The organism is Aquibacillus kalidii, from assembly GCF_014280935.1.
GTDB lineage: Bacteria > Bacillota > Bacilli > Bacillales > Amphibacillaceae > Aquibacillus_D > Aquibacillus_D kalidii.
Genome location: NZ_JACLZI010000062.1, coordinates 130,178 through 156,029, shown reverse-complemented (window position 1 = coordinate 156,029; position 25,852 = coordinate 130,178). Strand labels below are relative to the sequence as shown.

Sequence of the window (25,852 nt, the reverse complement as noted above, 5' to 3'; positions counted from 1 at the left end):
AATTTAAATACTTTATCTTAATAATTTAGCCCATTTCCTGATACAATCCATTTTCTTTAATATAGTAATAACAGCTATTAGGAAGCAAATGTTTTGGCTCGCCACCGTAAGCAAATTCGTCTCTGATGTAACTGGAGCTAATCTCCATGGCAATCCCTTTATCTACGAGGTGAAACGTATGCCCATTATCATTATTCCGTAAAATCGGAGATCGGCTAATGGTTTTCAACATATCAATTCCGTCTCTTGCCATCACAATGAATTTATTTTCATTGATCAGTTGTTCTGAGCTTCCCCATTTTCCTTCTCCGATATCAACTAATAAGTCGGCACCCATGATAAAATAAACGTCATCATTAGGGAATTTGTTTTTAAAAAATTTCATCGTTTCGTAGGTTGTTGCTTCCCATGCATTTTTGTTCATTTCATAATCGTCCGCAACAAAATCTTTTTCCTTTTCTTCCTCTAATGCCATCAGTAGCATGTTCCAACGATGTTCGTCCGTCGTTTTCAATTTCTTATCTTTTCTTTTGCTAGAGCAAGGGAGGAAAATAACCTTATCTAGTTTACATCTATTCGCAATTGTACTCGCTGTCCAAAGGTGAACATTTGTAATAGGGTCAAAGGATGAACCATATATTCCTATCTTCGCCATAATAGTCACTCCTTACTACTATTAAACAGGTTTTCCTATTTTTTTACGTACTTGCTCAATGTTACGCATCTTATTTTCCCAGCAATCGGGGCTCAAATCTACTGGATATTCTTCCGGGTTCATTGAGCGTTTATATTCGTCCCATAACAATGCCATGTTTTCTTTAGCGTATGCTTGAATCTCTCTAATTTCAGGTAGCGAATAAACTAATTTTCCGTTAACAAAAATTTCTTGATGAAGATCTTTAGCTTTAAAGTCCGTAACAAATTTACTAACAAAAGTATGGACTGGATGGAACATTTTTAATTTATCTTGTTCGTTCGGTTGTTCATTTTCTAAGGCAATATAGTCACCTTCAGATTTGCTATTTAATTGATTTATAATCCGGTATACTCTCTTCATGCCTGGTGTTGTGACTTTTTCAGGATTTCCAGAAATTTTAATGGTATCTGTCATGTTCCCATTATCATCTTCAATTGCGACTAGTTTATAGACGGCACCCAAAGCGGGTTGATCATAGGCGGTAATTAGTTTGGTTCCAATTCCCCACATATCAATTTTAGCACCCTGTTGTTTTAAATGAAGTATCGTATATTCATCTAAGTCATTAGAAGCTACAATTTTGGTATTTGGAAAACCAGCCTCATCGAGCATTTTTCTCGCTTCTTTAGACAAGTAGGCCAAATCACCGCTGTCTAGTCGAATCCCTTTAAAATTAATCTTATCTCCTAGTTCCTTCGCTACCTTGATGGCGGTAGGAACACCTGATTTTAAAGTGTCGTAGGTATCCACTAGAAACACGCAATCTTTATGTCTTTGTGCGTATTTGTGAAAGGCTGTGTATTCATCCTTATATGCTTGAATCATGGAGTGTGCATGTGTTCCGGAAACGGGAATATGAAATAATTTACCTGCACGTACATTACTAGTTGCTTCGAATCCACCGATAAAGGCAGCTCTTGTGCCCCATATCGCTGCATCCATCTCCTGGGCACGACGCGTTCCAAATTCCATTGCCGTTTCGTCGCCAACAACATGCTTTATTCTAGAAGCTTTTGTGGCAATGAGTGTTTGATAGTTCACAATGTTAAGTAGGGCAGTTTCAACTAATTGTGCTTCAGCAAGTGGTGCCTCAATTCGTAAGATCGGTTCGTTGGCAAAAACCATTTCCCCTTCGACCATCGAACGAACGGTTCCGGTAAATTTCATTCCTTCTAAATACGATAAAAAATCATCAGGATAACCTAATTCTTCTTTCAAATAGTCGATATCACTTTTGGTAAATTGGAAATCATTAAGGTAGTGGATGATTCTTTCTAGCCCTGCAAAAACACCGTACCCGTTTCCGAATGGTAAATGTCGAAAATATATTTCAAATACTGCATTTCGATTGTGCACGCCATCTTCCCAATAGGTCTCTGCCATGTTGATTTGGTATAAGTCTGTATGCAATGCTAAGCTGTCATCTTCATATGCTTTATTCATTGTTTTCCCTCCGATTGCTAGTAGAGAGGAGGTGAACCCTCTCCTGTTATTTTACTGTTGCTCCCATGGAACCCTTGAAGTGGCCAAGTGCCCATTCATGCCCAACTTGATTAAAGCTTGCTACTGCATCTTCACGAACGACTATGTTAAAGCCTTTGTTATAGGCGTCTACTGCAGTGTGAAGAACACATATATCGGTGCAAACGCCAACTAAGTGAAGCTCTTCTATTCCGCGTTCCCTTAGTTTGATTTCTAGATCAGTACCAGCAAAAGCACTATATCTAGTTTTACTCATATAATAAACATTTTCTTTGTCCTTATTATTTTCATAAACAGCCTTTAGTGAACCATAGAGCTCAATCCCTTTTGTATTTGATATATTGTGGGGTGGGTATAAAGTAGATTCTGGATGGTGGTGGTCGTTTTCATAGTGTGTATCTACCGCAAAGACAACGTAATCTCCTTTTTCCGTAAATTCCTCTGTAAGTGATACTATTTTAGATTCTATTTTTTGACCTGGTTCCCCACATGTTAAAGCACCATTTTCTGCAACAAAATCATTGGTATAATCAATGTTAATTAACGCTCTGTTCATCCTTATCACTCCTAATTATGTTCATAAAACTTAATAATTGGCATTATAGATCGAAACAAAAGGTTGATAATCATTAAATTGGTAAAGCTGTGCTTCCTTTTTGGAATACTTATTCGTCTTTTTCAACTCACCGTTTAGCGTAACCTTATCTATAAATGGAAGAGAGGGAGCTTTACGGTAAAATTGTGACTCTATTTTTAACCAAGGTTCATCTAAAACAGTTGATAACACACCTCTTAATTCAGATAGTACAAATTCTTTTGGTAAAAAGTCTTTGGCTATTGTTGTTAAGGCCATATCTTTTTTTATGTTCCATATCGCGTCGTTAATGATGTCTTCGTGATCAAATGCTAATTTCAATTTTTCTACTTCGTGTAGATCAAACAATTCCACTTTAGCTGCGTCATCGGCTGCTTTTCTCTTAGCTAATTTAGATTCCTGTACAATCGCATAATGGGCATTAGAGATGATCCATCCTCGTTTGTCCCTACCAGGTTTATCATAAGTGCCGAAATGTTTGATTTTCAAACCTTCTACTCCTGTTTCCTCCTGCAATTCTCTTACGGCAGCCTCGTATGCTGTTTCATTTTCATTTATAAAGCCACCTGGCAGCGCCCATTTACCGCCCTCTATGTTTAGTTCGCCTTCTGCATTTGTTTGTGCTCTTTGGATCAACATTAATTTTAGTATTTTATTAGGAGGTTTATAGGGTGCCATATCTTCTGAAATAATTGTGAAAATAGCAATGTCACTAGTGTATCCATCTGGTGTTCTGTACTTTTTGGAGTCATAGTTTTGTAGTGCTTCTTCTTCTGTATTGTACTTACCCATGCAAATCCTCCTCAATTGGCTGGTTTTCTATATTCTAACCATAATTAATGGGCTGTAATGTCTGTATTTTAATTAACAAATTGTTAATTATTAATTGTATGTTATACCATTCTTTTCCTCAATTCAAGTACTTTTACACTTATTAGGCTCTCATCGTACAATTTGGTGCTAAGGGACTATAAGTATCTTTTTCACTCTTAATGGTTCTGCAAATTTTTTATAGAATAGTAAGCGCAAGTTAGACAGGGGTGCTTCGCTAGAATGTATTTGAACTAAAGCGATTTGAACTAGACGGGGTGTGTGCGCAAGTCGAAGAGGGAATGCGTCGGACCAATCGCTAAATCCGTCAAACTATAGTAGGAATGCGTCAATCCAGTGGGAAATGCGTCAGACTAAATAAAAAGTGCGTCACTTAATATAAGAAATGCGTCATTCTCGTAACATCGTCTATTCTCAATTAGATAGATTAATTACTTTTATTTTGTAATCGCATTCACTAAGGTAATGTGTACAAACTTTTGATTTAAGTAGTATGAATACTAAAAAATAGTGAAAAATATTAGCACCTTTCTTGACAAAGAATGATCAGTAGTTAACAATATGAATTATAATAATTACATTTAATACAAATGTTAATTTGTAAAACATATCTACATTAGGAGGAAGATTAATTATGTCTTTAATCGGAAGCGAAGTAAAACCATTCAGTGCAACAGCTTATAAAAATGGTGAATTTATCGATGTAACAGAGGAAAGTTTCAAAGGGCAATGGAGTGTAGTTTGCTTTTACCCAGCAGATTTTTCATTCGTATGTCCTACGGAGCTAGAAGATCTTCAAAATGAATATGCAAGCTTGAAAGAGCTTGGTGTAGAAGTGTTCTCTGTTTCTACTGACACACACTTTGTACATAAGGGATGGCATGATAGCTCTGAGAAAATTGGTAAGATCACGTACGCAATGATTGGTGATCCATCTCAAACGATTTCTCGTAACTTTGAAGTGTTAAACGAAGAAGCAGGTCTTGCTGATCGTGGTACTTTCATCATCGATCCAGACGGTGTGATCCAAACAGTTGAAATTAATGCAGATGGTATTGGCCGTGATGCTAGTATCCTTGTTGATAAAATTAAAGCAGCACAATATGTACGTAAAAATCCAGGTGAAGTATGCCCAGCTAAATGGAAAGAGGGTTCTGAAACACTTACACCAAGCCTAGACCTAGTAGGTAAAATCTAAGGAGAGCGATATAAATGCTTGAAGCAGGTATAAAAGCGCAATTAGACCAATACCTTCAATTACTTGAAAGTGAGATCCAACTTAAGGTGAGTGTTGGATCTGATGATGTGTCAAAGGAAATGTTGGAACTTGTAGATGAGATAGCTGCCATGTCACCTAAGATCACGATTGAGAAAACTACGTTAGATAGAACACCTAGCTTTAGTGTTAATCGTGTAGGAGAAGATACAGGTGTTACATTTGCAGGTATTCCGTTAGGGCACGAATTCACTTCATTAGTATTAGCTTTACTGCAGGTTAGTGGACGAGCTCCAAAAGTGGATCAAAGTGTTATTGACCAAGTGAAAAAAGTCTCTGGTGAGTATCATTTTGAAACTTTCGTTAGCTTAAGTTGTCACAACTGCCCTGATGTTGTACAAGCGTTAAATATGATGAGTGTTTTAAATCCTGGCATTACCCATACCATGATTGATGGTGCGACAAATAAAGAAGAGGTAGAACGTAAAAATATCATGGCGGTTCCTACTGTCCACTTAAATGGGGAGGAATTTGGTAGTGGTCGCATGACAATTACCGATATACTTTCTAAATTAGGTACAGGACCAGATGCATCGGAGTTATCCAGCAAAGAGCCATACGATGTACTCGTTGTTGGTGGAGGACCATCTGGTGCAAGTGCTGCAATTTATGCAGCGCGTAAAGGGATTCGTACAGGTATCGTAACAGATCGATTTGGTGGTCAAGTATTAGATACGATGAGCATTGAGAACTTTATCAGTGTGAAGCAAACGGAAGGCCCTAAGCTTGTAGCGAGCCTAGAAGAGCATGTGAAAGATTATAATGTCGATATTATCAATTCTCAACGTGCTAGTCGTATTGAAAAGAAAGATCTTTTCGAAATAGAGCTTGAAAATGGTGCTATTCTCAAAAGTAGAAGTGTTATTATTTCTACAGGTGCTCGCTGGCGTAATATCGGTGTACCAGGAGAACAAGAGTTCAAAAACAAAGGTGTAGCATATTGTGCCCATTGTGATGGACCATTGTTTGAAGGGAAAGATGTTGCAGTTATTGGTGGCGGTAACTCTGGTATCGAAGCGGCTATTGACCTTGCCGGTATTGTGAACCATGTAACGGTTCTGGAATTTGCACCAGAGCTAAAAGCTGATAATGTCCTTCAGGATAACCTGTTTAACTTACCGAACGTAACGGTTATCAAAAATGCGCAAACTAGTGAAATTACTGGTGATCAAAATGTAAATGGAATTAGCTATGTGGATCGTGAAACACAAGATGAAAAACATGTTGACCTTCAAGGTGTCTTTGTTCAAATCGGGCTAATCCCAAATACAGATTGGTTAGACGATACAGTGGAGAAAAACCGTATCGGTGAAATCGTTGTGGATAAGCATGGTGCTACTAGTGTGCCAGGATTATTTGCAGCAGGTGATTGCACAGACACTGCTTATAATCAAATTATTATCTCAATGGGTTCAGGTGCAACTGCAGCATTAGGTGCATTCGATTATCTGATCCGTAATCCAAAAGCGACTAGTAAAGAGACAGTTTCACAGAAATAAGTCCTTTTAGATGTAACGTAAGGGATATATATTTTTATAAAAATAGAATCGCACAAATGTTGTTGTTAACAATGTTTGTGTGATTTTTTTATTTTTTGAAAAGGTGGAAATGAAATTGTTGGTGTTTTTCTGATTTATTAAGAAAGTATGCAGTTAGCCAAAATCACATAAACTACCTTCACTCTATTTACGAGAACATTGGATAAAAGGAGCTTCAATAATGAGGGAAATTAGATGGGAAACAGGAATTATAATATTGACTTCTATGCTTGTTTTATCCGCATGTGCCACTAATAATAAGGAAGAAATGGACCATTCTCATATGGTTATGCAAGGTTCTGGAGAGGTGCCAGAAAATTTAAAGGTAGCTGAAAACCCAACTTATCCTGTTGGCACTAAAGCAATTAGCCAGGCAGATCACATGGGAGAGATGATGGAGGGTGTTGAAGTCGAAATCGTTGGCGCCTATGAAACAACGGCATATGTCACTTCCTATACCCCTTCAGACGATCACTTAAGGGTGGAAAGTCATAAGTGGATTATTCACGAAGAATTGATCGACGTGGGAGAGGATACTCTACAACCAGGTGCGGAAGTTAAAACCTCTGCGAATCATATGATGGGGATGGAAGGCACGATACAAGAGATAGTTTCTTCGGAAGAAACAACGGTTTATATGATTAACTTTAAAACAGAGGATGGACAGAAAGTTGTTAATCACAAGTGGGTTACGGAAGACGAGTTAAAACCTGTGGAGTAAAAGGGTCTTTAGCAAGATCAGGGACAAGGTACCTGTCCCTGTGTCCCAGGTTGCACACAGTTTTGGTGAAAAATAAAGTCTTATATTCCTTTGGGTTTTCTTGTAAAGTAAAATAATTAGATTATAAGATAATGTAGGGGTGTATGATGTCAAAAGTAACCAAGATTGAAAAACCGAAAGTACCAGCAGAATTAAAAAGTGTTAACTTTCAAGATGTTTTTTATGAAGAAGAGCCTGAATTAATAAGTAGTTCAATCGTTAATACGGAAGTTGAAGATGAGTCTGTGGACAATCTTATTTTATCGACTGTTATTTTTAAAAATGTTACCTTTCTTAATAGTACATTTATCAATGTAGACATGACAGATGTTATTTTTGAAAACTGTAATCTATCCAATGTAAGTTTGGTTGGTGGTAATTTACATAGAGTGGAGTTTAAAGGTAGTAAACTCTTAGGGTTAGATTTATCAAATGCGAACCTAGGGAATGTTTTATTTGAAGGCTGTGATCTTAGTTTAAGTAACTTTGCAGAATCTCGCTTAAAACAAGTGAATTTTGTGGAGTCATCATTGAAAAGTGCTAACTTCTTTCAAACTAAATGGAATAAAATCAGCCTTCATCAGTGTGATCTGAATGATGTTGATTTTAGATATACTGAACTTAAGGGCATTGATATAAGTACTTGTACCTTTGAAGAAATAAATGTTTCGCATGATAGTTTAGTTGGCTGTAAGGTATCTACTAATCAAGCTATCGGTTTTTCTAAATTACTTGGACTGATTATTAAGGAATAGCTTATAAGAAAAAAGGAGTCAGGTATGATCAAATGATTGTACCTGACTCCTTTTTATAAAAATAGTTTTTTAGTGTCCTGCTTATACTCCTGGGAACCATCCTGGTGTATTAGAGATAATATTCCAAAGTGGATCAGGTACTACTAGTTGTTCTTGGTTATCCTTGTTAAGCTTTGTAACAATTTCGTCTTCCTTACCTTCAGCTAACTTCTGAACCCAGTCTGGATCGATAATAATTTCTCTACCAATAGCTAAAAGTGGAATTCCTGTATCTGCTGCAAGACGTGCATCCTGTGCGCTGTAGATGGAACCTACACCAATAAGGGGAACGCGATTATTAATTGTTTCTAATAAATAATCAATACGGGATTTAGTTAAATCTTCTACGCCTCTTCTTGGCTTAGAAAAGAATTCCTGAAGGGAAACATGTAGATAATCTAAGCCTTGGTCAGCTAGCTTGTCTACTAGAGTAAGGGTATCATCCATTGTGATCCCAGGTGTTTCTGGTTCTTCAGGAGAAAAGCGGTACCCTACAATAAAGGGAGAAGTGGCATGCTTTTCGACAACACTTTTAACCTTTTCTACAACTGCTAAAGGAAACGTCATTCGTTCCTGTAGGCTTCCTCCAAATCGGTCTTCTCTTCTATTAGAATGAGGGGAGAAGAACTGTTGGATTATGTATCCATTAGCGCCATGAATCTCTACTCCATCAAAGCCTGCTTCTATTGCACGGCGAGTAGTTTCGCCAAAGGCTTCGATTAAGTCCTCTACCTCTGATTCGGAAAGGGCACGTGGTGTTGGGTTGCCTTCTCCTTCAGCAGGAATGTCACTTGCACTGACTACATCGCCATCTACTAAATCTGGTGGACACATTCTGCCACCATGGAAAATTTGGAGTACAGCTTTAGCACCTTTTTCTTTAATGCCATTCGCTAATTGCTTTAAACTCGGGATAAACTCATCGCTGTAAGCAGCGAATTCGCCTGGGAACCCTTGTCCATTTGGTGTTACATTTGTACATGCCGTAATTACCATGCTTACCCCAGCAGAACGACGAGCATAATATTTTACTTCACTATCTGTCACAGTGCCATCCTGATTAGATGAGAAGTTAGTCATTGGTGCCATAATCATCCTATTTTTAAGTTCCACCCCATTTGGTAGTGTATAGGAAGATAATAGCTGTTCATTATCTTTATTCATAAGTTTCTCTCCTTCCATAAATTACAAAGCTAATGTTAATCAAAATAAATTGATTTGTAAAATTATATGCATGTTTACTTTACCCAGATATTTTTGGGTAATGCTTATTTAGCTTCAGAATGGTTGTGTTTCTTTTATTAGGCTTTTTTCTTTACTAATGTTGCTTAGTCGTAATGTTTATAGACTCTGCAGTAATAACTACTTCTTTGGATAGGTGTCCAGTAGATTTAGTGATATTAAGTTAACCTAGGAAGCGTCTATATGATAATGTTAGTTATTCCGAAACTAAACCTCATGTATTACGTATATAAAGATACTAAGATCACGTGGAGGGATATGGATGGATAAGAAAGCATTAAAACAGAGGGCATTATCGTTAGTAGATATACCAAATCATCTTAAACTAGAGTTAGAGGATTATACTGTAGAAGATAATGGTGAAGGAGAGGCTATGTTTGCTTGGGCAAATGATGAGCAAGAGGAGAGCATTTCTATCTCATTGGATTTAGATGGGAAATTAACGGATCTTTCAATTGATCTTAATAAGGATGTAAGTGAAGGTCCGGCTTTATCCATTTTAGAAAGAAGACAGTGTGCAGAAACGTTTTTGAATGAACATTATCCTGAAGCTTTAACTGTCTTATCATTCTATAGTTCAAGTAGTTTATCCCATGTAGAGCGGTTTTATTACGAGCAGCTAGTCATGGATTTACCGTTACCTCAAGCAGGTTGTTTTATTGATGTTGATTCAGAAGGTAATATAGTTCGTTTTGCTTACAATGGGATAAAGCCTACACCTGAAATACCAACTAGATTAATAGAGAAGGAAACGCTAAAGAAAGATGTAGAGGAAAAGATATCCTTGCAACCTATGATTGTAGAGCTATACACTGATTTACATCGTGTTAAACAAGATGGACTCCGCCTTGTGTATGATATAGAACCCTTTATGGAATATAAAGCAGATGTTACGGATCCAACTATTTCGATTATCCATGATCAAGAAGAGACCGAAACATACGTGGATCTACCCGTTCAGGCTGCGCGAGAACAGGGTGACATTACACTAGAAAGCCTTATCGGTATTACAGATTCGATGGAGGTTATTCGTGAATCTGATGTAGGAGATGAGACTGGAATTGTCTGGCGGGAAAAAGGCTGGGAAATGGAAGAGACTGATCTATCTGTTGTCGACTTCTTTAAAAGAAGGAATGATGATACAGTAAAAGCATTCATTTCGAAACAGACTGGAAAAGTACGCAGCTTTATCTGGTTTAAGGAACAGCAGGGTACGCTAAACCTTAGTCATGAAGAATGCTATGGGAGAGCCATTGATTTCTTGCAGACAGCAATTCCGGAATATCTACCATATATGAAGCTAATTGTAGAGAACGAAAGGGAAGATGACGAGGAAGAATTGTTAAAGAACTCCTATGTATTTACTATACAAAACGGTAATGGTGTCAAGGTTCAGTTCGGGTTTGTAATGGTTACTGTAAATCGGACAACAGGTAAAGTGGAGCTTTATAGTGGTCCTAAATTCGATCTAGAGGAATTAAAGAAAATTCCTTCTAAACCAGCTATTTCTGAACAAGAAGCAATCCGAATATTCTTGGAGCGTTTAGACTTTAAACTAGAATGGGAAAAGGATTATGAAAGTGATGACGAGGTTTATAACTTGGTATATAAACCTTACGATCGAAAGACTGGCGAATCGATACGTTATATCGATGTGGTGACAGGTGATATCATATAGGTGCCTGTCACCACCCGATTTTTGTCGAAGAGTCACTTTATTTAAGTTTGGTGCTTTTTAAATTTGCTAAGGATTCATTAAATTATGTAAACTAATTCTGAACCTATTATTATTGCTTTTCCGGGAAGGAGAGTCCTAGCTTGGATCTACATAAAAAGATTACGAAACTTTCAAAGCAAGACTTGGTGGAATTAGTTATGTATTTAATCGAGAGCGATGAAGAAGTTGAAAAGAAAGTGGAATATAAAATAGTTGCCTCTGATGATGAAGTGAAGGCTAGTAAACAATTAATTCGAAAATATATAAATGAGAATAAGAGACGAGGATTTATCTCATGGCGTAATGTTCATGCTGCACTTCAAGGGGCAGAAATGGTACTGGATAAAGGCAGAGATAAACTCATTACAGGCGAAGAAGAGATAACGGTCCGATTGGGGATCACAACACTTTCTGTCGTTATAGATATGCTTCAATATACTGATGATTCAGGTGGAGAAATTGCATACATGGTCAATCAATGCATTAGTCTGCTTGAAGATGCATCTTCTCTTGTGCTTGTTTCTTCTGATTATTATGCCCAAGACACCATCTTTCAGCTCCTATTAAAGGAAGCAATGCATAAGCGTTATGATGGATGGAGTGATACACGTTTTCAATTGTTAGATGTTTGTACCATTTATTCGGTACGTGAATCAGCAAGAAAGAAACTAGAAGCGACATTAGAAAAGCTCCTATCACAAATAAACAAAACATCTTCCTGGTCAGCAGGTTATGAGCAAGAGGAAATCAAACGAATCCAGTTAAAAATTATGGAACGTAATGGTGAATTTGAAAAGGTTGGTCAATTTGTTCATGATAATTTGCAGTATAGTGAGTTTAGGGAACTAGCAATTGAGAAGGAATTAGAAAATAAAAACTATCAGGCTGCCTTGCAACTTTGTGAGGAAGGGGAAGAAAATAATGAAAAATACCCTGGTCTTGTCAAACAGTGGAAGCAATACCGATTACAGGTTTACGAAGGTTTAGAGGACATAGAAAAACAAAAGGAGATTCTCTTAGAGTTTGTTTTTGCGAATGAATACGAATCTTATAATAAACTGAAGGAACTCTATACACCTGTGGAGTGGAAAGATGCAGTGGAGAACATATTCAATACCTTTGAAACCGCAGATACTGGATATTTACCAAACATTTATGTGTATATAGCGAAAACGGAGGATCGTAGTGATAAAATCCTATTCTACTGTGAAGAATCACCAATCTCTATTTTAGAGCTTTATCCATACTTGTTAGGTGATTATCGTGATAAAGCGGAAAAATTATTTACTACTTATTTAAAAAAGGAAGCAGAAGAGGCTACTGATCGCAAAATGTATCGTAGTGTTTGCAGAAAATTAGAAGCATATAAGAATGCTTTTGGGGAAGACAAATTCCAAACTATTGTAGCAGAACTGAAGAAAACATACGAGCGAAAACCAGCATTTATTAATGAGCTTGATAAAATAGAAAGGTCAGTTCTTCTTACGTAAAGTTACGTGCATTTGGTTTTATACGAAGACTTATTTACTAATATCTTTTAGAGATATCTAGCTTTCGTTATCATGCTAGGTATCTTTTTATTTGTAAGAAATTTGGTTTCAATATTTATATATTTAAGATATAAAACATATATAGTTCCTAAATAGTACTATAAAGAGTTACAAAAAGTTATTTCGCTACTAGTAAAAATGAACTATAATAAAATATAATGTTAGTGTTTATTAATGTCTAAAAAATGTTAGGTGAAATTTTTGAATATATTATTTTTCAGCATCTTGTACCTCATTCCGGCTAGTATTTTTATTTTCATGGCGGGTATGGTTTATAGCTATAACCGCCACAGTGCTCCTCACATTACCTGTAGTTTACTATTTCTATTTACATCAAGTTGGTTTTTCGGTGTGTTCACAGCCAGCATTGTTTCTCCCACCTATCTCGATGAGATTTCTAATTATTGGATTAATGGATCGATCGCCATCGGTGGGTTATTATCCCTACATCTCTGGTTAATGAATGCGAACATGTATAACAGTAAAAAGGGCAGATATTTAAAGCTTTTATTTGTCCCAGGAATCGTTATGTTAGCAATGATTCCATTTGATTCGTGGATGCTAGAAAACTATGATGAACAAACCTCATTGTATACTCCTGGACCAGGTCTCTATTTACTATGGATAATTGATTTTGCTTACCTTGTTATTAATCTGATCTTATCGGTAATAGAAATGAAAAAGGGGAATAAGGCAGCGAAGTTATGGTTCAAAGGAATAATGTTATTTTTTGTTTGGACTGTTGTTTTGTTAGCGTCTGGTTTGATTCTTCAAAATACATCGTTTAGTTTCGTAGTTTACTTTATCCCGCATGGAACTTTATTCTGGGCATTTTCTATCTTTCTTAGTATGTCAAAATACGATTATTTATCCTCGTATGAAAAACGTTATAATATCTTATTTGAACGATCTCCTTTAGGGATACTTATCATGGATAAAGAGGCAACAGTTATTGAGGCGAGTCCACAAATAGCCAGGTACCTAGGAGTGGAAAGACAGGAACTGTTTCAGTCATCGCTACTTTCATTTTTACGTGGAATTAATCAGACTCATTTTATTAAGGAACATCATCATTTATTTGATAATTTAATAAAACTAGAAGACCTAGAAGTATCATTTGAAAATAGATTAGGTGTAAAAATAACCTTATTAATAGATTCTGATTTTATTTTTGTGGATGGAAAAACGCTTCAATTCGTCATGATAAAAGATATTACGGAAGCCAAAATGAAAGAAGAGAAGGTGCAATATCTTGCCTATCATGATGTTTTAACAGATTTATTTAATCGAGCTGCATTTGAAAAACAAGTTCATTCCTTATTAGAAAAGCAAGATAAGTTTGATTTTGTTCTATTAGATTTGAATAAATTAAAGCAAATAAATGATACATACGGACACCAGGCTGGAGATCAAGCTATTCAACATTTTGCGAATATATTGAAAGAGGTAACGGTGGATTATCATCATGCTGCTCGATTAGGTGGCGATGAATTTGTTTTATTACTAGGTGAAAATCAAACAGAGCCTATTATAGAAAAAATAAAAGATAAATTAGAAATCCCTTTAAAGTTATCTAACCAAATACAAATACGAATAGCTGCTAGTATAGGTGTTAGTCGCTATCCTTGCGATGGGGAAACAATGGATCAATTATATAGTATAGCGGATAAGCGGATGTATCTAGACAAGGAAGGTATTATTAGAATTACGGATAACTAAAGGTTAGAATAAATTTGGGTTCTTGCGTAATGATTGGAATATGTCGTCAATCGTTGCGCTTTTTATTAAAAACGAAAGAAGATAACTGCTCTAATGGTACTGGCTAAATTGTATTAGCTAGTACCTTTTTACTTTTATAAGGTAGTTAATATACATTTACTCTGATCCTGATTTGTAGGAGAGTCCATTGTAAGTAAATACAATTATTAAGCGCCAAAGTAACGATAAGCTATTAATCTCATAAACGATAATCGGGACTTGACTCTCAAGAAACTTTTCCGAAATAAAGATCAATAAATGTTATACTATAAAATAGAATTGTACTAAATATGTAACATTATTTACAAAAGTAGTAGTCTTATCACCAATATTTAATTGTTGAAAATACTTTAGTAGCGTCCGAGACAATCATCTGATTGTACACCGAGTAAGGGGGAGTGTCAGTTGAAAAAGTTGTGGAAAGTGTTAATTGTGGATGATGAGATGCTTATAAGACAAGGAATTATTAACTATATTAAATGGGAAGAAGAAGGCTTCCAAATTGTTGGAGAGGCCTCGAACGGCCAGGAGGCTTTAAAGCTGATGGACAAGTCACAGCCTCATATTATCCTTACTGATATTGTCATGCCCGTCATGGATGGGATGGAACTGGTCAAAGAAGTAAAAAAACGCTACCCTCAAATGGAGATTATTGTGTTAAGTAGTTTTGAAGATTTTGATTATGTTCGCTCGGCTTTTCATAACGGGGTGTCAGACTATATTTTAAAGCCGAAAATAAATGGACCTGAGCTTTTGACAGTATTAAGCAAAATTGTGGAGCGTCTTCCGGAGGATGTTGAGTCTAATGATCAAGAAGAGGACCGATCTGTTGAACCGCTTATCAAAAAGCTGCTACTAGGCTACGATGTACAGCTAGATGAAGGTTGGATTACAAGTAAATTTGCACACCATACCTTTAGTATATTTAAAGTGACTGGAGAACCATTGGGTGAAAATCAAGCAGAAATTATATCATATTTAACCCGAATTGTAAGCGGTATCACTATTTATTTAATTAAAGAAGAGGAAAAAGAGACGATCTTTCTCTTAAACTTTGATAATACTCAATTTCAACAGGTTAAGGATGCTGTCCATGATCTTCTTAAGAGAAATGAGAGAACTAAAGGGATATTAAGCATATCTTTTCAATCGCTTCACGCATTACAAAGTATATACAACAACAACCTTATGATGTTAGAAAACTATCAATTTTATTTAGACGATCAAGTGCTTATTTATGATGAGATCCCAAAGGTTGGTCAGTCGAACCCCAAGTTTGATTTAGACTATTTTATCGAGTTATTTAAAAGGGAGCAATTTTCCGCAGCATGTGAATATTTATCTAGACACGTTACTACCTTGACGAAACAATATACGACTGATCGCGTTGAATTTAAGTCCTTTTTAGGTAATGTAATGTTCAATGTGATTGTTTTGATGGGTAATATGAAATACGATACTGATCAATTAGAGAAAGATAAATATAAGTATTTTTCTGCCATTAACGAAGCAGAGCATAGCAGCGAGGCGATTGCTACTTTACAGGACTTTATCGCACAAGTTAGTCAAATCCTATCCATTTCGAATGAGGGGAAGGACGACTTAAAAATGCATCGGTTGTTGCACTATATTGAGCAGCATTGTACCGAACAGCTTAGTTTAAAGGAATTAGCTAACCATTTTCACTTTAACCCTTCTTATTTATCCAACTACTTTAGTACCCATCATCACGAAGGATTTAGCGAGTATCTTAATAAAGTTCGAATTAATAAGGCAGCAGATTATTTAAAGAACAGTGAGATTTCCATTTCCGATATAAGTGCGATGGTTGGATACTCCGACCATAGTTATTTCTGTAAAGTTTTTAAGAAAGTAAAAGGCATGTCCCCGAGTGGCTTTCGGAAAGGGATGTAGGTATGTGGTATGAGTAGATTCATTCAAACAATCAAGAACAATAATTTATTCGTCAAGATCTTCGTTGTTACGGTAGTTAGTATTGTCTCTGTATCGATATTGATTACCTACAGTTCGATTAGTATGTCTGGGGCTCTTTTTGTTAAAACGTTTGGGATTACAAATACGAAAGTTCTCAACCAGATTACGACCAAATTTGAATCGTATAGCTATGCTGTCGTGAGTGCAGCTATTAAGGTGCAGAATAACGGAACAATTAAAAGAGTGCTAACAGAGCCAGAGGGAAATTCGCTTGCAATGGGAAGATCTGCCCATGATATTTTGGAGCAAATGGATCCGATTTATCCGATTTTAGAACCATATGAAGCAAATATGATTGTACTTGGAAAAAATAATCCAAATCCGTTTAATATGAATTATTCCTTTTGGTCTGTTTCAGAAAAACAATTAAGGGAACATCAAGCACACAAAAGCGCGTTGGAGCAACCTGATAAGATACTTTATCAATATGATCCAGGTACTGCTACCTACCCACCAATGATCGTGACATCAAAAGCCCTAACAGAGAGATCGACTGGGAACGTTTACGGCACTTTGTTTATTTCTATTAAAGAGAGTGAACTACAAAGTTTTTACGACGGCTATACGAGCGATGCCAATAGTATTCTACTGTTAGATGCAGCAGGTACAATTATTTCTAGTAATTTAAAAAATAAGGTTGGAGAAAAATCAACGCAATTACTAGACTACTCCAAAAAGAACGATGATCCAACCTCTACTTCTACCTATCAAAATGTTGAAGTATTCGGGGAAAAATATATGTTGTTATCTAAGTATCTTCCTACATATGACATGTATTTAGTTAATTTAATTGATACAAATTCGTTAATAGAAAACTTAGTTAATCCGAAACAAATTGTATTGATTAGTATTGGGATCGTGATCTTAGCAGTTCTTGTTGTGTTTATTTTTACAAGGCGAATGACTAAGTCGTTGAGTAAGCTTGTTCAACAGATATCCAATATGGCTAAATATAATTTTAGTAAGAAGGTTAGCGTTAGTCATGGATACGAAGCGAAAAAGATTGCGAGTGCATTTAACTATATGCTTAATGAACTGCATGATTATGTCAGTATATTAATCGAAACGCAGAAGAAGCAAAGCAAAGTAGAGTTAGAAGTCTTACAGCATCAGATTAATCCGCATTTTTTATATAATACCCTAACTTCTGTTAAGTTTATGGTTCAGCAAGGCCAAGAAGGAAAAGCTACTGAAACGATCGATTCGTTAATTTCATTATTACAAAGTTCTTTAACGAACATTAATGAAATGATTCCGGTGAAACAGGAAGTAGTTAACTTAGAAAATTATGTCAAGATCAACCATGGAAGGTATGGCAAACAAATTCAAGTAAATTATTTTGTATCTCCAGATTGTCGGGATTATCTACTGCCAAAGCTTGTTCTTCAGCCGTTTATAGAAAATGCATTCTTTCATGCTTTTTCCAAAAAGAAGGAGGGCTACATTCAGGTGCTTATTGCTCGGAAGGAAGATCGACTTGTATGTGAGGTAATCGATAACGGTGATGGGATGGATACGAAAGGGAATAGTGCCAAGAACCTACCATTAAACTTTAAAAGTAAACGTCAGCTATTTAGTGGGATCGGGGTGCGCAATGTACATGAGCGGATTCAACTATTGTTTGGAAAAGACTACGGGGTGAAGATTTCAAGTGAGTTAGATAAAGGAACAACTGTTGTTATTGAATTGCCATTAGTAAATAGTGAAAGCGCTTCAAAATATATTACCAATTTCTAAAAATAATACTATTATTCAGAAATTCACATACATTACTTGACCAAATACCTAAAAAAAATCAAAGTAAACACTAAAGATCGTGCTAACGGTCTTTTTTTTACAGTGATATACTACAAAGTGTAAGTTAGTAAACGCTTACATTAAATAAAAATATAGGGGGTTTTGTTAATGAAGAAGAAGTTATTATTTTTATTTACTGCAATGTTTATTTTGATCCTTGCAGCATGTTCCTCATCTGACGATTCGAGTGGGGATACTGATGGAGGGGAAGATACTGGTAAAGAAGCTGCAAGTACTGACAAAATTACAGTTTGGGCATGGGATCCAAACTTCAATATTGCAGCGCTTGATCTAGCAAAAGAGGCTTACACTGGGGATGTGGAAGTCGAAGTCATTGAAAATGCACAAGATGATATTATTCAAAAATTGAATACAGGTCTTAGTTCTGGGACAACAAAAGGAATGCCAAATATTGTGTTAATTGAAGATTATCGCGCACAAAGTTTTTTACAAGCATACCCAGATTCATTTGTCCCGATTTCAGACTACTTTAATCCAGATGATTTTGCCGATTATAAAGTCGCAACAACTAGTTTAGATGGTGAACAGTACGGTTTACCTTTTGATTCAGGTGTAGCTGGTTTATATGTGCGTACTGACTATTTAGAAGAAGCAGGTTATACGGTGGAAGATGTAACGAATATTACGTGGAAAGAATACATCGAAGTTGCAAAAGCAGTGAAAAAAGCAACAGGGAAAAGTATGTTAACCCTAGATCCAAACGATTTAGCTCAGCTTCGTATGATGATTCAAACGGCTGGTTCTTGGTATTTAGATGAAGATGGTTCAACACCTCACTTAGCTAATAATGAGGCGTTGAAAGAAGCTTTTGAGATTTATAAAGAATTAATGGAATCAGATACAGTAAAAGTTGTATCGGATTGGAGTCAATTTGTTGGGGCATTCAACTCAGGTGAAGTTGCTTCTGTACCAACAGGTAACTGGATAACACCTAGTGTGAAAGCTTCAGCAGACCAATCTGGAAAATGGGCAGTTGTTCCACCACCAAAATTATCAATTGATGGAGCTGTTAATGCATCTAACTTAGGTGGTAGCTCATGGTACGTATTAAATGTAGATGGAAAAGAAGCTGCGGCTGAATTCCTTGCTGATACGTTTGGTTCTAACACAGAATTCTATCAAAATCTTGTTACAGAAATTGGTGCGATTGGTACTTATAAGCCTGCAGCGGAAGGCGACGCGTACAATGCTGCAGATGAGTTCTTCGGTGGCCAAAAGATCATTTCAGATTTTTCTGAGTGGACGAAAGAGATTCCAGGAGTTAACTATGGGATGCACACCTATGCAATCGAAGATATTCTTATAGCTGAAATGCAGAATTATTTGAATGGCAAAGACTTAGACCAAGTCTTAAAAGATGCCCAAACACAAGCAGAAGCGCAAGTGAAATAATTGCTAGTACCAAATAATAGTTCCGAGGGTATCTCACCCGCTTTTAACAGGTGATACCCTCGGCATTTTTCTATAAAGGGGTGTAGAGCATCATGCAACTTTCTAAATCAAGTGGTACGCCATTGAAGAAAAGTAGCTTCCGGTTTTTTTGGAGGAAAAATGGTGTGGGCTGGTTATTTACGATTATCGCCATTTTAGCCATTTGTTTATTTTACTTTTATCCAATGATCCAGGCCTTTATTTTGTCTTTTCAATCAGGGGCAGGTGCAAACCTTACCTATACCGGGTTCGACAATTATGCTCGACTATTTAATGATCCGAGCTTTATCGCTGCGATTACGAATACGTTTACGTTTTTAATTGTACAGGTGCCAATTATGATCGTCCTTGCTATGGTCTTTTCTGTTTTGTTAAATGATGCAACGCTTAAGTTCAAAGGATTCTTCCGAACGGCGATATTCTTACCCTGTGTAACGTCATTGGTTGCTTACTCTGTTATTTTTAAATATTTGTTTGCGACAGATGGAATGGTCAATAAGTTTTTAATGAACCTACATCTTTTACAAGAGCCGATTCAGTGGCTAACAGATCCGTTTTGGGCAAAGGTGACGATTATCATGGCGATTACGTGGAGATGGACTGGTTATAATATGATCTTTTATTTATCAGCATTGCAAAATATTGATCGATCTATTTATGAATCAGCAAAAATGGATGGAGCATCGTCGATTCAGCAGTTCTTTAAAATTACTGTTCCACTATTAAAACCAATTATTTTATTTACATCGATTACCTCGACGATAGGTACACTTCAAATTTTTGATGAGGTAATGAATATTACACAAGGCGGCCCAGGAAACGCAACACTATCGATCTCTCAATATATTTACAACCTTTCCTTTAAATATACGCCTGACTTTGGGTATGCCGCAACGGTATCTTATGTTGTCGTGATTTTGATCGTAGTCTTATCTATTATTCAGTTTAAAGTGGCAGGTGACGACAAATGAAGAAGATAAAAAGAATAGCAACGTATTGCTTCTTAAGTGTAGCGGCGATTGTATCTATCTTTCCATTTCTATGGATGCTCGTCAGCATGACCAATAAATCAGTGGATGTTACACAAGGTAAACTGCTACCTGGCACACACCTCTTTGCCAATATTAAAGAATTATTTGCAACGGTAGATATGGTGCCGGCATTTGTGAATTCAACAATTATAGCGGTAATTACGACTGTATTAACCTTGTTAATTGCTTCCTTGGCTGGCTATGGATTCGAGATGTATCGCAGCCGTGGGAAAGATATCGCGTTTACGATTTTGTTAGTGTCTATGATGATTCCGTTTGCTGCGATTATGATTCCGTTATATCGTCTGTTTGGTGGAGTATCCGATACGATGCCTTGGATCGGGATTGATACATTAGCTGCAGCAATCTTACCGACTGTAACGACAGCATTCTTTATCTTTTTCTTCCGTCAAAATACGAAAATGTTCCAAAAGGAATTGATTGAAGCTGGAAGAATTGATGGATTAAGTGAGCTCGGTATCTTTTTCCGTATATACGTACCAACGATGAAAACAACGTATGCAGCTGCGGCGATTATCGCCTTTATGAATAGCTGGAATAACTATTTATGGCCACTAGTAATCTTGCAATCACCTGAGAAGAGAACGATTCCGCTGCTTATCTCTAACCTCGGTTCAAGTTACGCACCAGATTATGGTGTGATTATGACAGCTATCGTGATTGCTACATTACCGACAGCGATTGTCTTCTTCATTATGCAAAAGCACTTTGTTGCAGGTATGATGGGATCAGTGAAAGGATAAGCACGACGATTCATTGTGTTACTTTGAGGGGGATTTTATGACGATTCATTTTAATAACCAAACAAACGAGTTCCATCTGCAAACGAAGAATGTTAGTTATATTTTTAAACGATTAGAAAATAACCAATTGGGACAGATCTATTATGGGAAAAGGCTGAGACACCGAGACTCATTTGAACGCCTGTATCATGTTTCCCATAGACCGAACACGAATTATGAGTATGAAGGAAACTTGGAATTTTCGTTGGATTTGATTAAACAGGAATATCCAACGTTTGGAAACACCGATTTCAGAGAACCTGCTTTTCAATTGTTACAAGAAAACGGGAGTAGAACGACTAATTTTGAATACAACACGCATTGTGTTTATAAAGGGAAAAAGCAGCTAGAAGGCTTACCAGCAACGTATGTAGAAAGGGAGGAAGAAGCTACTACACTAGAAATCTCCTTACTAGATGCTGTGATCAACGTAGAAATGAAGCTTTCCTATAGTGTATTTGAGTCATTAGATGCGATTACTAGATCTGTAACATTTATCAATCATGGAAATGAGCCGGTTAATCTTACAAGAGTAATGAGTGCAAGTGTCGATTTGCCAGATTCTAATTTTGAGATGCTGCAGCTGTCAGGTGCCTGGGCAAGAGAAAGGCATATGAAGGAGAGACAGCTTGTCCCAGGGATACAGAGTATAAGTAGTGCAAGAGGAACGAGTAGTTCTCAACATAACCCGTTTTTAGCGTTAAAAAGGCCAGAGACAACAGAAACGCATGGGGATGTTTACGGCTTTAGTCTCGTTTATAGTGGAAATTTTCTGGCACAGGTAGAGGTTGATCACTATGATGTTAGTCGAGTAATGATCGGAATTAATCCGTTTGATTTTAATTGGTTGCTCACAAAGGGAGAAAGCTTTCAAGCACCAGAAGTAGTCATGGTTTATTCGAATAATGGATTAAATGGGATGAGTCAGGTTTACCACAAGCTGTATCGCACTAGGCTTGCACGAGGGAGATGGCGTGATCAGGAGCGACCAATATTAATAAATAACTGGGAAGCAACGTATTTCCAGTTTGATGAACAGAAAATAGTCGAGATTGCAGAGCAGTCAAAAGAGCTAGGTGTGGAGTTATTTGTTCTTGATGATGGTTGGTTTGGGAAGCGAGATGATGACACAACATCACTAGGGGATTGGTTTGTTAATAAACGTAAATTGCCAAATGGTATAGAAGGTCTTGCAAAGAAAATAACTGCGTTAGGATTAGACTTTGGCCTTTGGTTCGAGCCTGAAATGGTTTCGAAGGTGAGTGAGCTTTATGAAGCGCATCCTGATTGGGTTATTCATCGACCAGAACGCAAGCTATCTCATGGTAGAAATCAGTATGTCTTAGATTTTTCCCGTCAAGAGGTTGTCGATTATATTTATGAGCTAATGGCAAAGACGTTAAGGGAAGCACCAATTTCCTATGTGAAGTGGGATATGAATCGCTTTATGACAGAGATCGGTTCTCTGTCATTACCTGCCAATCGACAAAAGGAGGTGGCTCACCGCTATATTTTAGGTGTCTACCAGCTATATGAACGACTAATAGCTGATTTCCCACATATTCTATTTGAGTCGTGTGCAAGTGGTGGGTGTCGTTTCGATCCGGGAATGCTTTACTACGCCCCACAAGGTTGGACGAGTGATGACACAGATGCTGTAGAACGTTTAAAAATTCAATATGGTACGTCGATGGTCTATCCGATTAGTGCGATGGGTGCCCATGTTTCCGCTGTTCCTAATCATCAAGTAGGTAGAATAACAAGCCTCGAAACGAGAGCAAACGTGGCCTATTTCGGTACATTTGGCTATGAACTAGATATAACAAAAATGACTGAGAAGGAAAAGGCGCAAGTTAGGAAGCAAACAGCATTTTATAAGGAAAATCGAGGCTTAATTCAAACAGGAGAATTTTACAGACTAACAAGCCCGTTTGTAGTCAACAGCAATGAAACTAGTTGGATGGTTGTTTCAGAGGATAAGACAGAAGCGTTAGTTGGGTATTACCAAGTGTTAGCTGATCCTAATCCTGGGTTTAAGAGACTAATTCTAGCTGGACTAGATCCAAACTACGAGTATCGTATTAATGAAATAGAAACGACATTTTATGGTGATGAGTTAATGAACGCTGGTATTCAGCTTGAAAAATATTTATCAGATTCCTTCGTTGGCGACTTTTCCTCTACCATATTTAAGGTGACAAAGGTGTAGAGGAGAGTAAACATAAGAATATAGGGTGATAGAAGAATCTATTCAATTAGTTAGTGCTTGGCTAGTAATGAAAATCGAGAAAGGAAGTGGCATTTATGATTAATGATAAGTTACCGAAAATTTGGCATGGTGGAGACTACAATCCGGAGCAGTGGGAGTCATCTGCAATTTGGGATGAAGATGTTCGGATGTTTAAGCTTGCAGGGATTGATGTTGCCACATTAAATGTGTTTTCTTGGGCATTAAATCAACCAGACGAGGATACGTATAACTTTGAATGGTTAGACGATAAGATTAATCGACTCCATGAAAATGGAATTTACACGTGTTTAGCAACAAGTACGGCGGCTCATCCAGCTTGGATGGCTAAGAAATATCCAGATGTATTACGTGTTGATTTTTATGGGAGAAAAAGAAAGTTCGGTAGCAGACATAACTCATGTCCGAATAGTCCTACTTACCGAAAATACGCTGAGCGAATTGCGGAGAAGCTAGCGGAACGATACAAAGACCATCCCGCAGTTCTTATCTGGCACGTGTCGAACGAGTATGGAGGCTATTGTTATTGTGATCAATGTCAGGATGCTTTCCGTGAATGGCTTCGTGAAAAATATGAAACAATCGAAGCGGTCAACAAGGCTTGGAACACAGGCTTTTGGGGTCATACGTTCTATGAGTGGGATGAAATCGTCGCACCAAATATCCTGAGCGAGGAACGAGAAGGGGAGGTTTCTGACTTCCAGGGCATCTCGATCGACTATCGCCGGTTCATGTCTGACAGTTTACTAGACTGTTATAAGCTAGAGTACAATGCGATTCGAAAGCATACTCCTAATACACCAATCACGACGAATTTAATGGGAACGTTTCCGATGCTTGATTATTTTAAATGGGCGAAGGAAATGGATGTAGTGTCTTGGGACAACTATCCATCGATTGATACGCCGGTTAGTTTTACAGCAATGACACACGATTTAATGCGTGGATTAAAAAGTGGATTGCCGTTTATGTTGATGGAGCAAACACCAAGTCAACAAAATTGGCAGCCGTATAATTCCTTAAAACGTCCTGGTGTGATGCGCTTATGGAGCTACCAAGCAGTTGGGCGTGGTGCGGATACGATTTTATATTTCCAACTAAGACGATCTGTTGGAGCCTGTGAGAAATACCATGGTGCCGTGATTGAACATGTTGGTAATGAGCATACGAGAGTATTTAAGGAAGTTGCACAATTGGGGCAAGAACTAGGAAGCTTAGGTGATACGTTATTAGATGCGCGTGTGAATGCGAAGGTTGCGATTGTCTATGATTGGGAAAACCGTTGGGCAACCGAACTAACGAGTGGACCGTCTGTTGCTTTAGATTATGTGTCAGAGGTTCATAAATACTATGATGCCTTGTACAAACTGAATGTCCAGGTTGACATGATTGGAGTCGAAGAGGATTTATCGAAGTACGATGTCGTGATTGCGCCGGTGCTTTATATGGTGAAAAGCGGGTATGCGGCCAAGGTAGAGGCATTTGTCGAAAATGGTGGTACATTCCTGACTACTTTCTTTAGTGGGATTGTGAATGAAAATGATTTAGTTACGCTCGGTGGTTACCCAGGTGAACTACGGAATGTGTTAGGCATTTGGGCAGAGGAAATCGATGCGCTACATCCAGATGAGACGAATCAAATTGTGATGAAGGAAAATTGGGGGAATTTAAAAGGGGAGTATAGCTGCAATCTCCTGTTTGATCTAATTCATTCTGAAGGGGCAGAAGTGCTTGCTACCTATGGGTCCGACTTTTATCAAGGAATGCCAGTCGTAACCGCCAATCAGTTTGGAAAAGGAAAAGCGTATTATGTGGCTTCGAGTCCTGACAGTGATTTTCTTCAAGGTCTGATGGATAACATTTGTGAAGAGAAGGGAATCTCGCCACTTTTACGTGTACCAGAAGGAGTCGAGACAACGGAAAGAGCGAAGGACGGACAGACTTACTTGTTTGTGCTCAATCATAATAAAGAACAAGTGGCGATTGATCTAGGGAATAAAAAATATCAAGAGCTACTTCAAGGTAATCAGGTGACAGGAACGGTTTCGTTGGAGGCTAGAGGTGTCTTGATTTTAACAGAAGGGTGAGGCTGGAAAAGGGGGAACATTGCTTTCCCCTTTTTACATAGGTGCTTTTATTTTTGCGATAGGGATAGATTGTGCAGTAACTGGTGAATTCGTAGGGATTCAGTTGTAATAGAGCAGATAATGGAGAGTGGTGAAAAATATCGCAAAGATTGAGTTGTAATAGAGCAGATAATGGAGAGTGGAGAAAAATACCGCAAAG

General features: G+C 37.3%; 19 protein-coding genes. 14 read left to right on the top strand and 5 right to left on the bottom strand.

Annotation, left to right across the window (positions count from 1 at the left end):
* Nucleotides 1-25: 25 nt before the first annotated feature.
* The 4 genes from nadD to H7K77_RS19445 are packed head-to-tail and all read right to left on the bottom strand — an operon-like array spanning nucleotide 26 to nucleotide 3,566.
* A complete protein-coding gene (nadD, locus tag H7K77_RS19460; protein WP_186580427.1) occupies nucleotides 26-655 on the bottom strand; it encodes a nicotinate (nicotinamide) nucleotide adenylyltransferase in 630 nt (209 codons plus the stop codon).
* 21 nt (nucleotides 656-676) lie between these two features.
* Entirely contained in the window at nucleotides 677-2,140 is a 1,464-nt protein-coding gene (locus H7K77_RS19455) for a nicotinate phosphoribosyltransferase (RefSeq protein ID WP_186580425.1), read from the bottom strand.
* Nucleotides 2,141-2,186: 46 nt separating this feature from the next.
* Nucleotides 2,187-2,735 (bottom strand): cysteine hydrolase family protein, encoded by a 549-nt coding sequence (locus tag H7K77_RS19450; RefSeq protein WP_186580423.1) that lies wholly within the window; start codon nucleotides 2,733-2,735, stop codon nucleotides 2,187-2,189.
* Nucleotides 2,736-2,765: 30 nt separating this feature from the next.
* On the bottom strand, nucleotides 2,766-3,566 hold the full coding sequence (locus H7K77_RS19445) for an NUDIX domain-containing protein (RefSeq protein WP_186580421.1): 801 nt from the start codon (nucleotides 3,564-3,566) through the stop codon (nucleotides 2,766-2,768).
* A 673-nt stretch (nucleotides 3,567-4,239) separates the two neighbouring features.
* Between H7K77_RS19445 and ahpC the strand changes: the two genes are divergently transcribed.
* The 4 genes from ahpC (at nucleotide 4,240) to H7K77_RS19425 (ending at nucleotide 7,934) form a co-directional block, all read left to right on the top strand.
* Nucleotides 4,240-4,803, top strand: a complete 564-nt coding sequence (gene ahpC / locus H7K77_RS19440; protein ID WP_186580419.1) for an alkyl hydroperoxide reductase subunit C — start codon at nucleotides 4,240-4,242, stop codon at nucleotides 4,801-4,803.
* Between the two features lie 14 nt (nucleotides 4,804-4,817).
* Nucleotides 4,818-6,380, top strand: coding sequence for an alkyl hydroperoxide reductase subunit F (ahpF, locus tag H7K77_RS19435; RefSeq protein WP_186580417.1), 1,563 nt, complete (start codon nucleotides 4,818-4,820; stop codon nucleotides 6,378-6,380).
* Between the two features lie 220 nt (nucleotides 6,381-6,600).
* Nucleotides 6,601-7,140 (top strand): DUF1541 domain-containing protein, encoded by a 540-nt coding sequence (locus H7K77_RS19430; protein ID WP_186580415.1) that lies wholly within the window; start codon nucleotides 6,601-6,603, stop codon nucleotides 7,138-7,140.
* 146 nt (nucleotides 7,141-7,286) lie between these two features.
* The gene (locus tag H7K77_RS19425) at nucleotides 7,287-7,934 is read left to right on the top strand and encodes a pentapeptide repeat-containing protein (protein WP_186580413.1); all 648 of its coding nucleotides are present in this window, start codon (nucleotides 7,287-7,289) and stop codon (nucleotides 7,932-7,934) included.
* 81 nt (nucleotides 7,935-8,015) lie between these two features.
* Here H7K77_RS19425 and H7K77_RS19420 read toward each other — a convergent pair whose 3' ends face one another.
* Nucleotides 8,016-9,137, bottom strand: coding sequence for an NADH-dependent flavin oxidoreductase (locus tag H7K77_RS19420; protein WP_186580411.1), 1,122 nt, complete (start codon nucleotides 9,135-9,137; stop codon nucleotides 8,016-8,018).
* A 340-nt stretch (nucleotides 9,138-9,477) separates the two neighbouring features.
* Between H7K77_RS19420 and H7K77_RS19415 the strand changes: the two genes are divergently transcribed.
* The 10 genes from H7K77_RS19415 (at nucleotide 9,478) to H7K77_RS19370 (ending at nucleotide 25,653) form a co-directional block, all read left to right on the top strand.
* A complete protein-coding gene (locus H7K77_RS19415; RefSeq protein WP_186580409.1) occupies nucleotides 9,478-10,893 on the top strand; it encodes a YcdB/YcdC domain-containing protein in 1,416 nt (471 codons plus the stop codon).
* A gap of 140 nt (nucleotides 10,894-11,033) precedes the next feature.
* Nucleotides 11,034-12,422: a hypothetical protein gene (locus H7K77_RS19410; protein WP_186580407.1), complete on the top strand. Its 1,389-nt coding sequence runs from the start codon at nucleotides 11,034-11,036 to the stop codon at nucleotides 12,420-12,422.
* 261 nt (nucleotides 12,423-12,683) lie between these two features.
* Nucleotides 12,684-14,201 (top strand): GGDEF domain-containing protein, encoded by a 1,518-nt coding sequence (locus H7K77_RS19405; RefSeq protein WP_186580405.1) that lies wholly within the window; start codon nucleotides 12,684-12,686, stop codon nucleotides 14,199-14,201.
* A gap of 444 nt (nucleotides 14,202-14,645) precedes the next feature.
* Nucleotides 14,646-16,154, top strand: coding sequence for a response regulator transcription factor (locus H7K77_RS19400; RefSeq protein WP_186580403.1), 1,509 nt, complete (start codon nucleotides 14,646-14,648; stop codon nucleotides 16,152-16,154).
* Nucleotides 16,155-16,163: 9 nt separating this feature from the next.
* On the top strand, nucleotides 16,164-17,972 hold the full coding sequence (locus tag H7K77_RS19395; RefSeq protein ID WP_186580401.1) for a cache domain-containing sensor histidine kinase: 1,809 nt from the start codon (nucleotides 16,164-16,166) through the stop codon (nucleotides 17,970-17,972).
* Between the two features lie 168 nt (nucleotides 17,973-18,140).
* Nucleotides 18,141-19,445: an ABC transporter substrate-binding protein gene (locus H7K77_RS19390; protein WP_186580399.1), complete on the top strand. Its 1,305-nt coding sequence runs from the start codon at nucleotides 18,141-18,143 to the stop codon at nucleotides 19,443-19,445.
* Nucleotides 19,446-19,537: 92 nt separating this feature from the next.
* Nucleotides 19,538-20,455 carry a carbohydrate ABC transporter permease gene (locus H7K77_RS19385; RefSeq protein ID WP_186580397.1) on the top strand — a complete coding sequence of 306 codons (918 nt, stop codon included), beginning with the start codon at nucleotides 19,538-19,540 and terminating at the stop codon, nucleotides 20,453-20,455.
* The gene (locus tag H7K77_RS19380) at nucleotides 20,452-21,279 is read left to right on the top strand and encodes a carbohydrate ABC transporter permease (RefSeq protein WP_186580395.1); all 828 of its coding nucleotides are present in this window, start codon (nucleotides 20,452-20,454) and stop codon (nucleotides 21,277-21,279) included. The genes H7K77_RS19385 and H7K77_RS19380 overlap by 4 nt, the downstream gene beginning before the upstream one ends.
* Before the next feature lie 37 nt (nucleotides 21,280-21,316).
* On the top strand, nucleotides 21,317-23,527 hold the full coding sequence (locus tag H7K77_RS19375) for an alpha-galactosidase (RefSeq protein WP_186580393.1): 2,211 nt from the start codon (nucleotides 21,317-21,319) through the stop codon (nucleotides 23,525-23,527).
* 95 nt (nucleotides 23,528-23,622) lie between these two features.
* A complete protein-coding gene (locus H7K77_RS19370; RefSeq protein WP_186580391.1) occupies nucleotides 23,623-25,653 on the top strand; it encodes a beta-galactosidase in 2,031 nt (676 codons plus the stop codon).
* The last annotated feature ends 199 nt before the right edge of the window (nucleotides 25,654-25,852 follow it).

Coding starts and splice junctions, on each gene's coding strand:
- H7K77_RS19395 (WP_186580401.1), top strand. CDS start 16,164: ATGAGTAGATTCATTCAAACAATCAAGAACAATAATTTATTCGTCAAG.
- H7K77_RS19420 (WP_186580411.1), bottom strand. CDS start 9,137: ATGAATAAAGATAATGAACAGCTATTATCTTCCTATACACTACCAAAT.
- H7K77_RS19445 (WP_186580421.1), bottom strand. CDS start 3,566: ATGGGTAAGTACAATACAGAAGAAGAAGCACTACAAAACTATGACTCC.
- H7K77_RS19450 (WP_186580423.1), bottom strand. CDS start 2,735: ATGAACAGAGCGTTAATTAACATTGATTATACCAATGATTTTGTTGCA.
- H7K77_RS19415 (WP_186580409.1), top strand. CDS start 9,478: ATGGATAAGAAAGCATTAAAACAGAGGGCATTATCGTTAGTAGATATA.
- ahpC (WP_186580419.1), top strand. CDS start 4,240: ATGTCTTTAATCGGAAGCGAAGTAAAACCATTCAGTGCAACAGCTTAT.
- H7K77_RS19425 (WP_186580413.1), top strand. CDS start 7,287: ATGTCAAAAGTAACCAAGATTGAAAAACCGAAAGTACCAGCAGAATTA.
- H7K77_RS19390 (WP_186580399.1), top strand. CDS start 18,141: ATGAAGAAGAAGTTATTATTTTTATTTACTGCAATGTTTATTTTGATC.
- H7K77_RS19385 (WP_186580397.1), top strand. CDS start 19,538: ATGCAACTTTCTAAATCAAGTGGTACGCCATTGAAGAAAAGTAGCTTC.
- ahpF (WP_186580417.1), top strand. CDS start 4,818: ATGCTTGAAGCAGGTATAAAAGCGCAATTAGACCAATACCTTCAATTA.
- H7K77_RS19430 (WP_186580415.1), top strand. CDS start 6,601: ATGAGGGAAATTAGATGGGAAACAGGAATTATAATATTGACTTCTATG.
- H7K77_RS19455 (WP_186580425.1), bottom strand. CDS start 2,140: ATGAATAAAGCATATGAAGATGACAGCTTAGCATTGCATACAGACTTA.
- H7K77_RS19370 (WP_186580391.1), top strand. CDS start 23,623: ATGATTAATGATAAGTTACCGAAAATTTGGCATGGTGGAGACTACAAT.
- H7K77_RS19375 (WP_186580393.1), top strand. CDS start 21,317: ATGACGATTCATTTTAATAACCAAACAAACGAGTTCCATCTGCAAACG.
- H7K77_RS19380 (WP_186580395.1), top strand. CDS start 20,452: ATGAAGAAGATAAAAAGAATAGCAACGTATTGCTTCTTAAGTGTAGCG.
- nadD (WP_186580427.1), bottom strand. CDS start 655: ATGGCGAAGATAGGAATATATGGTTCATCCTTTGACCCTATTACAAAT.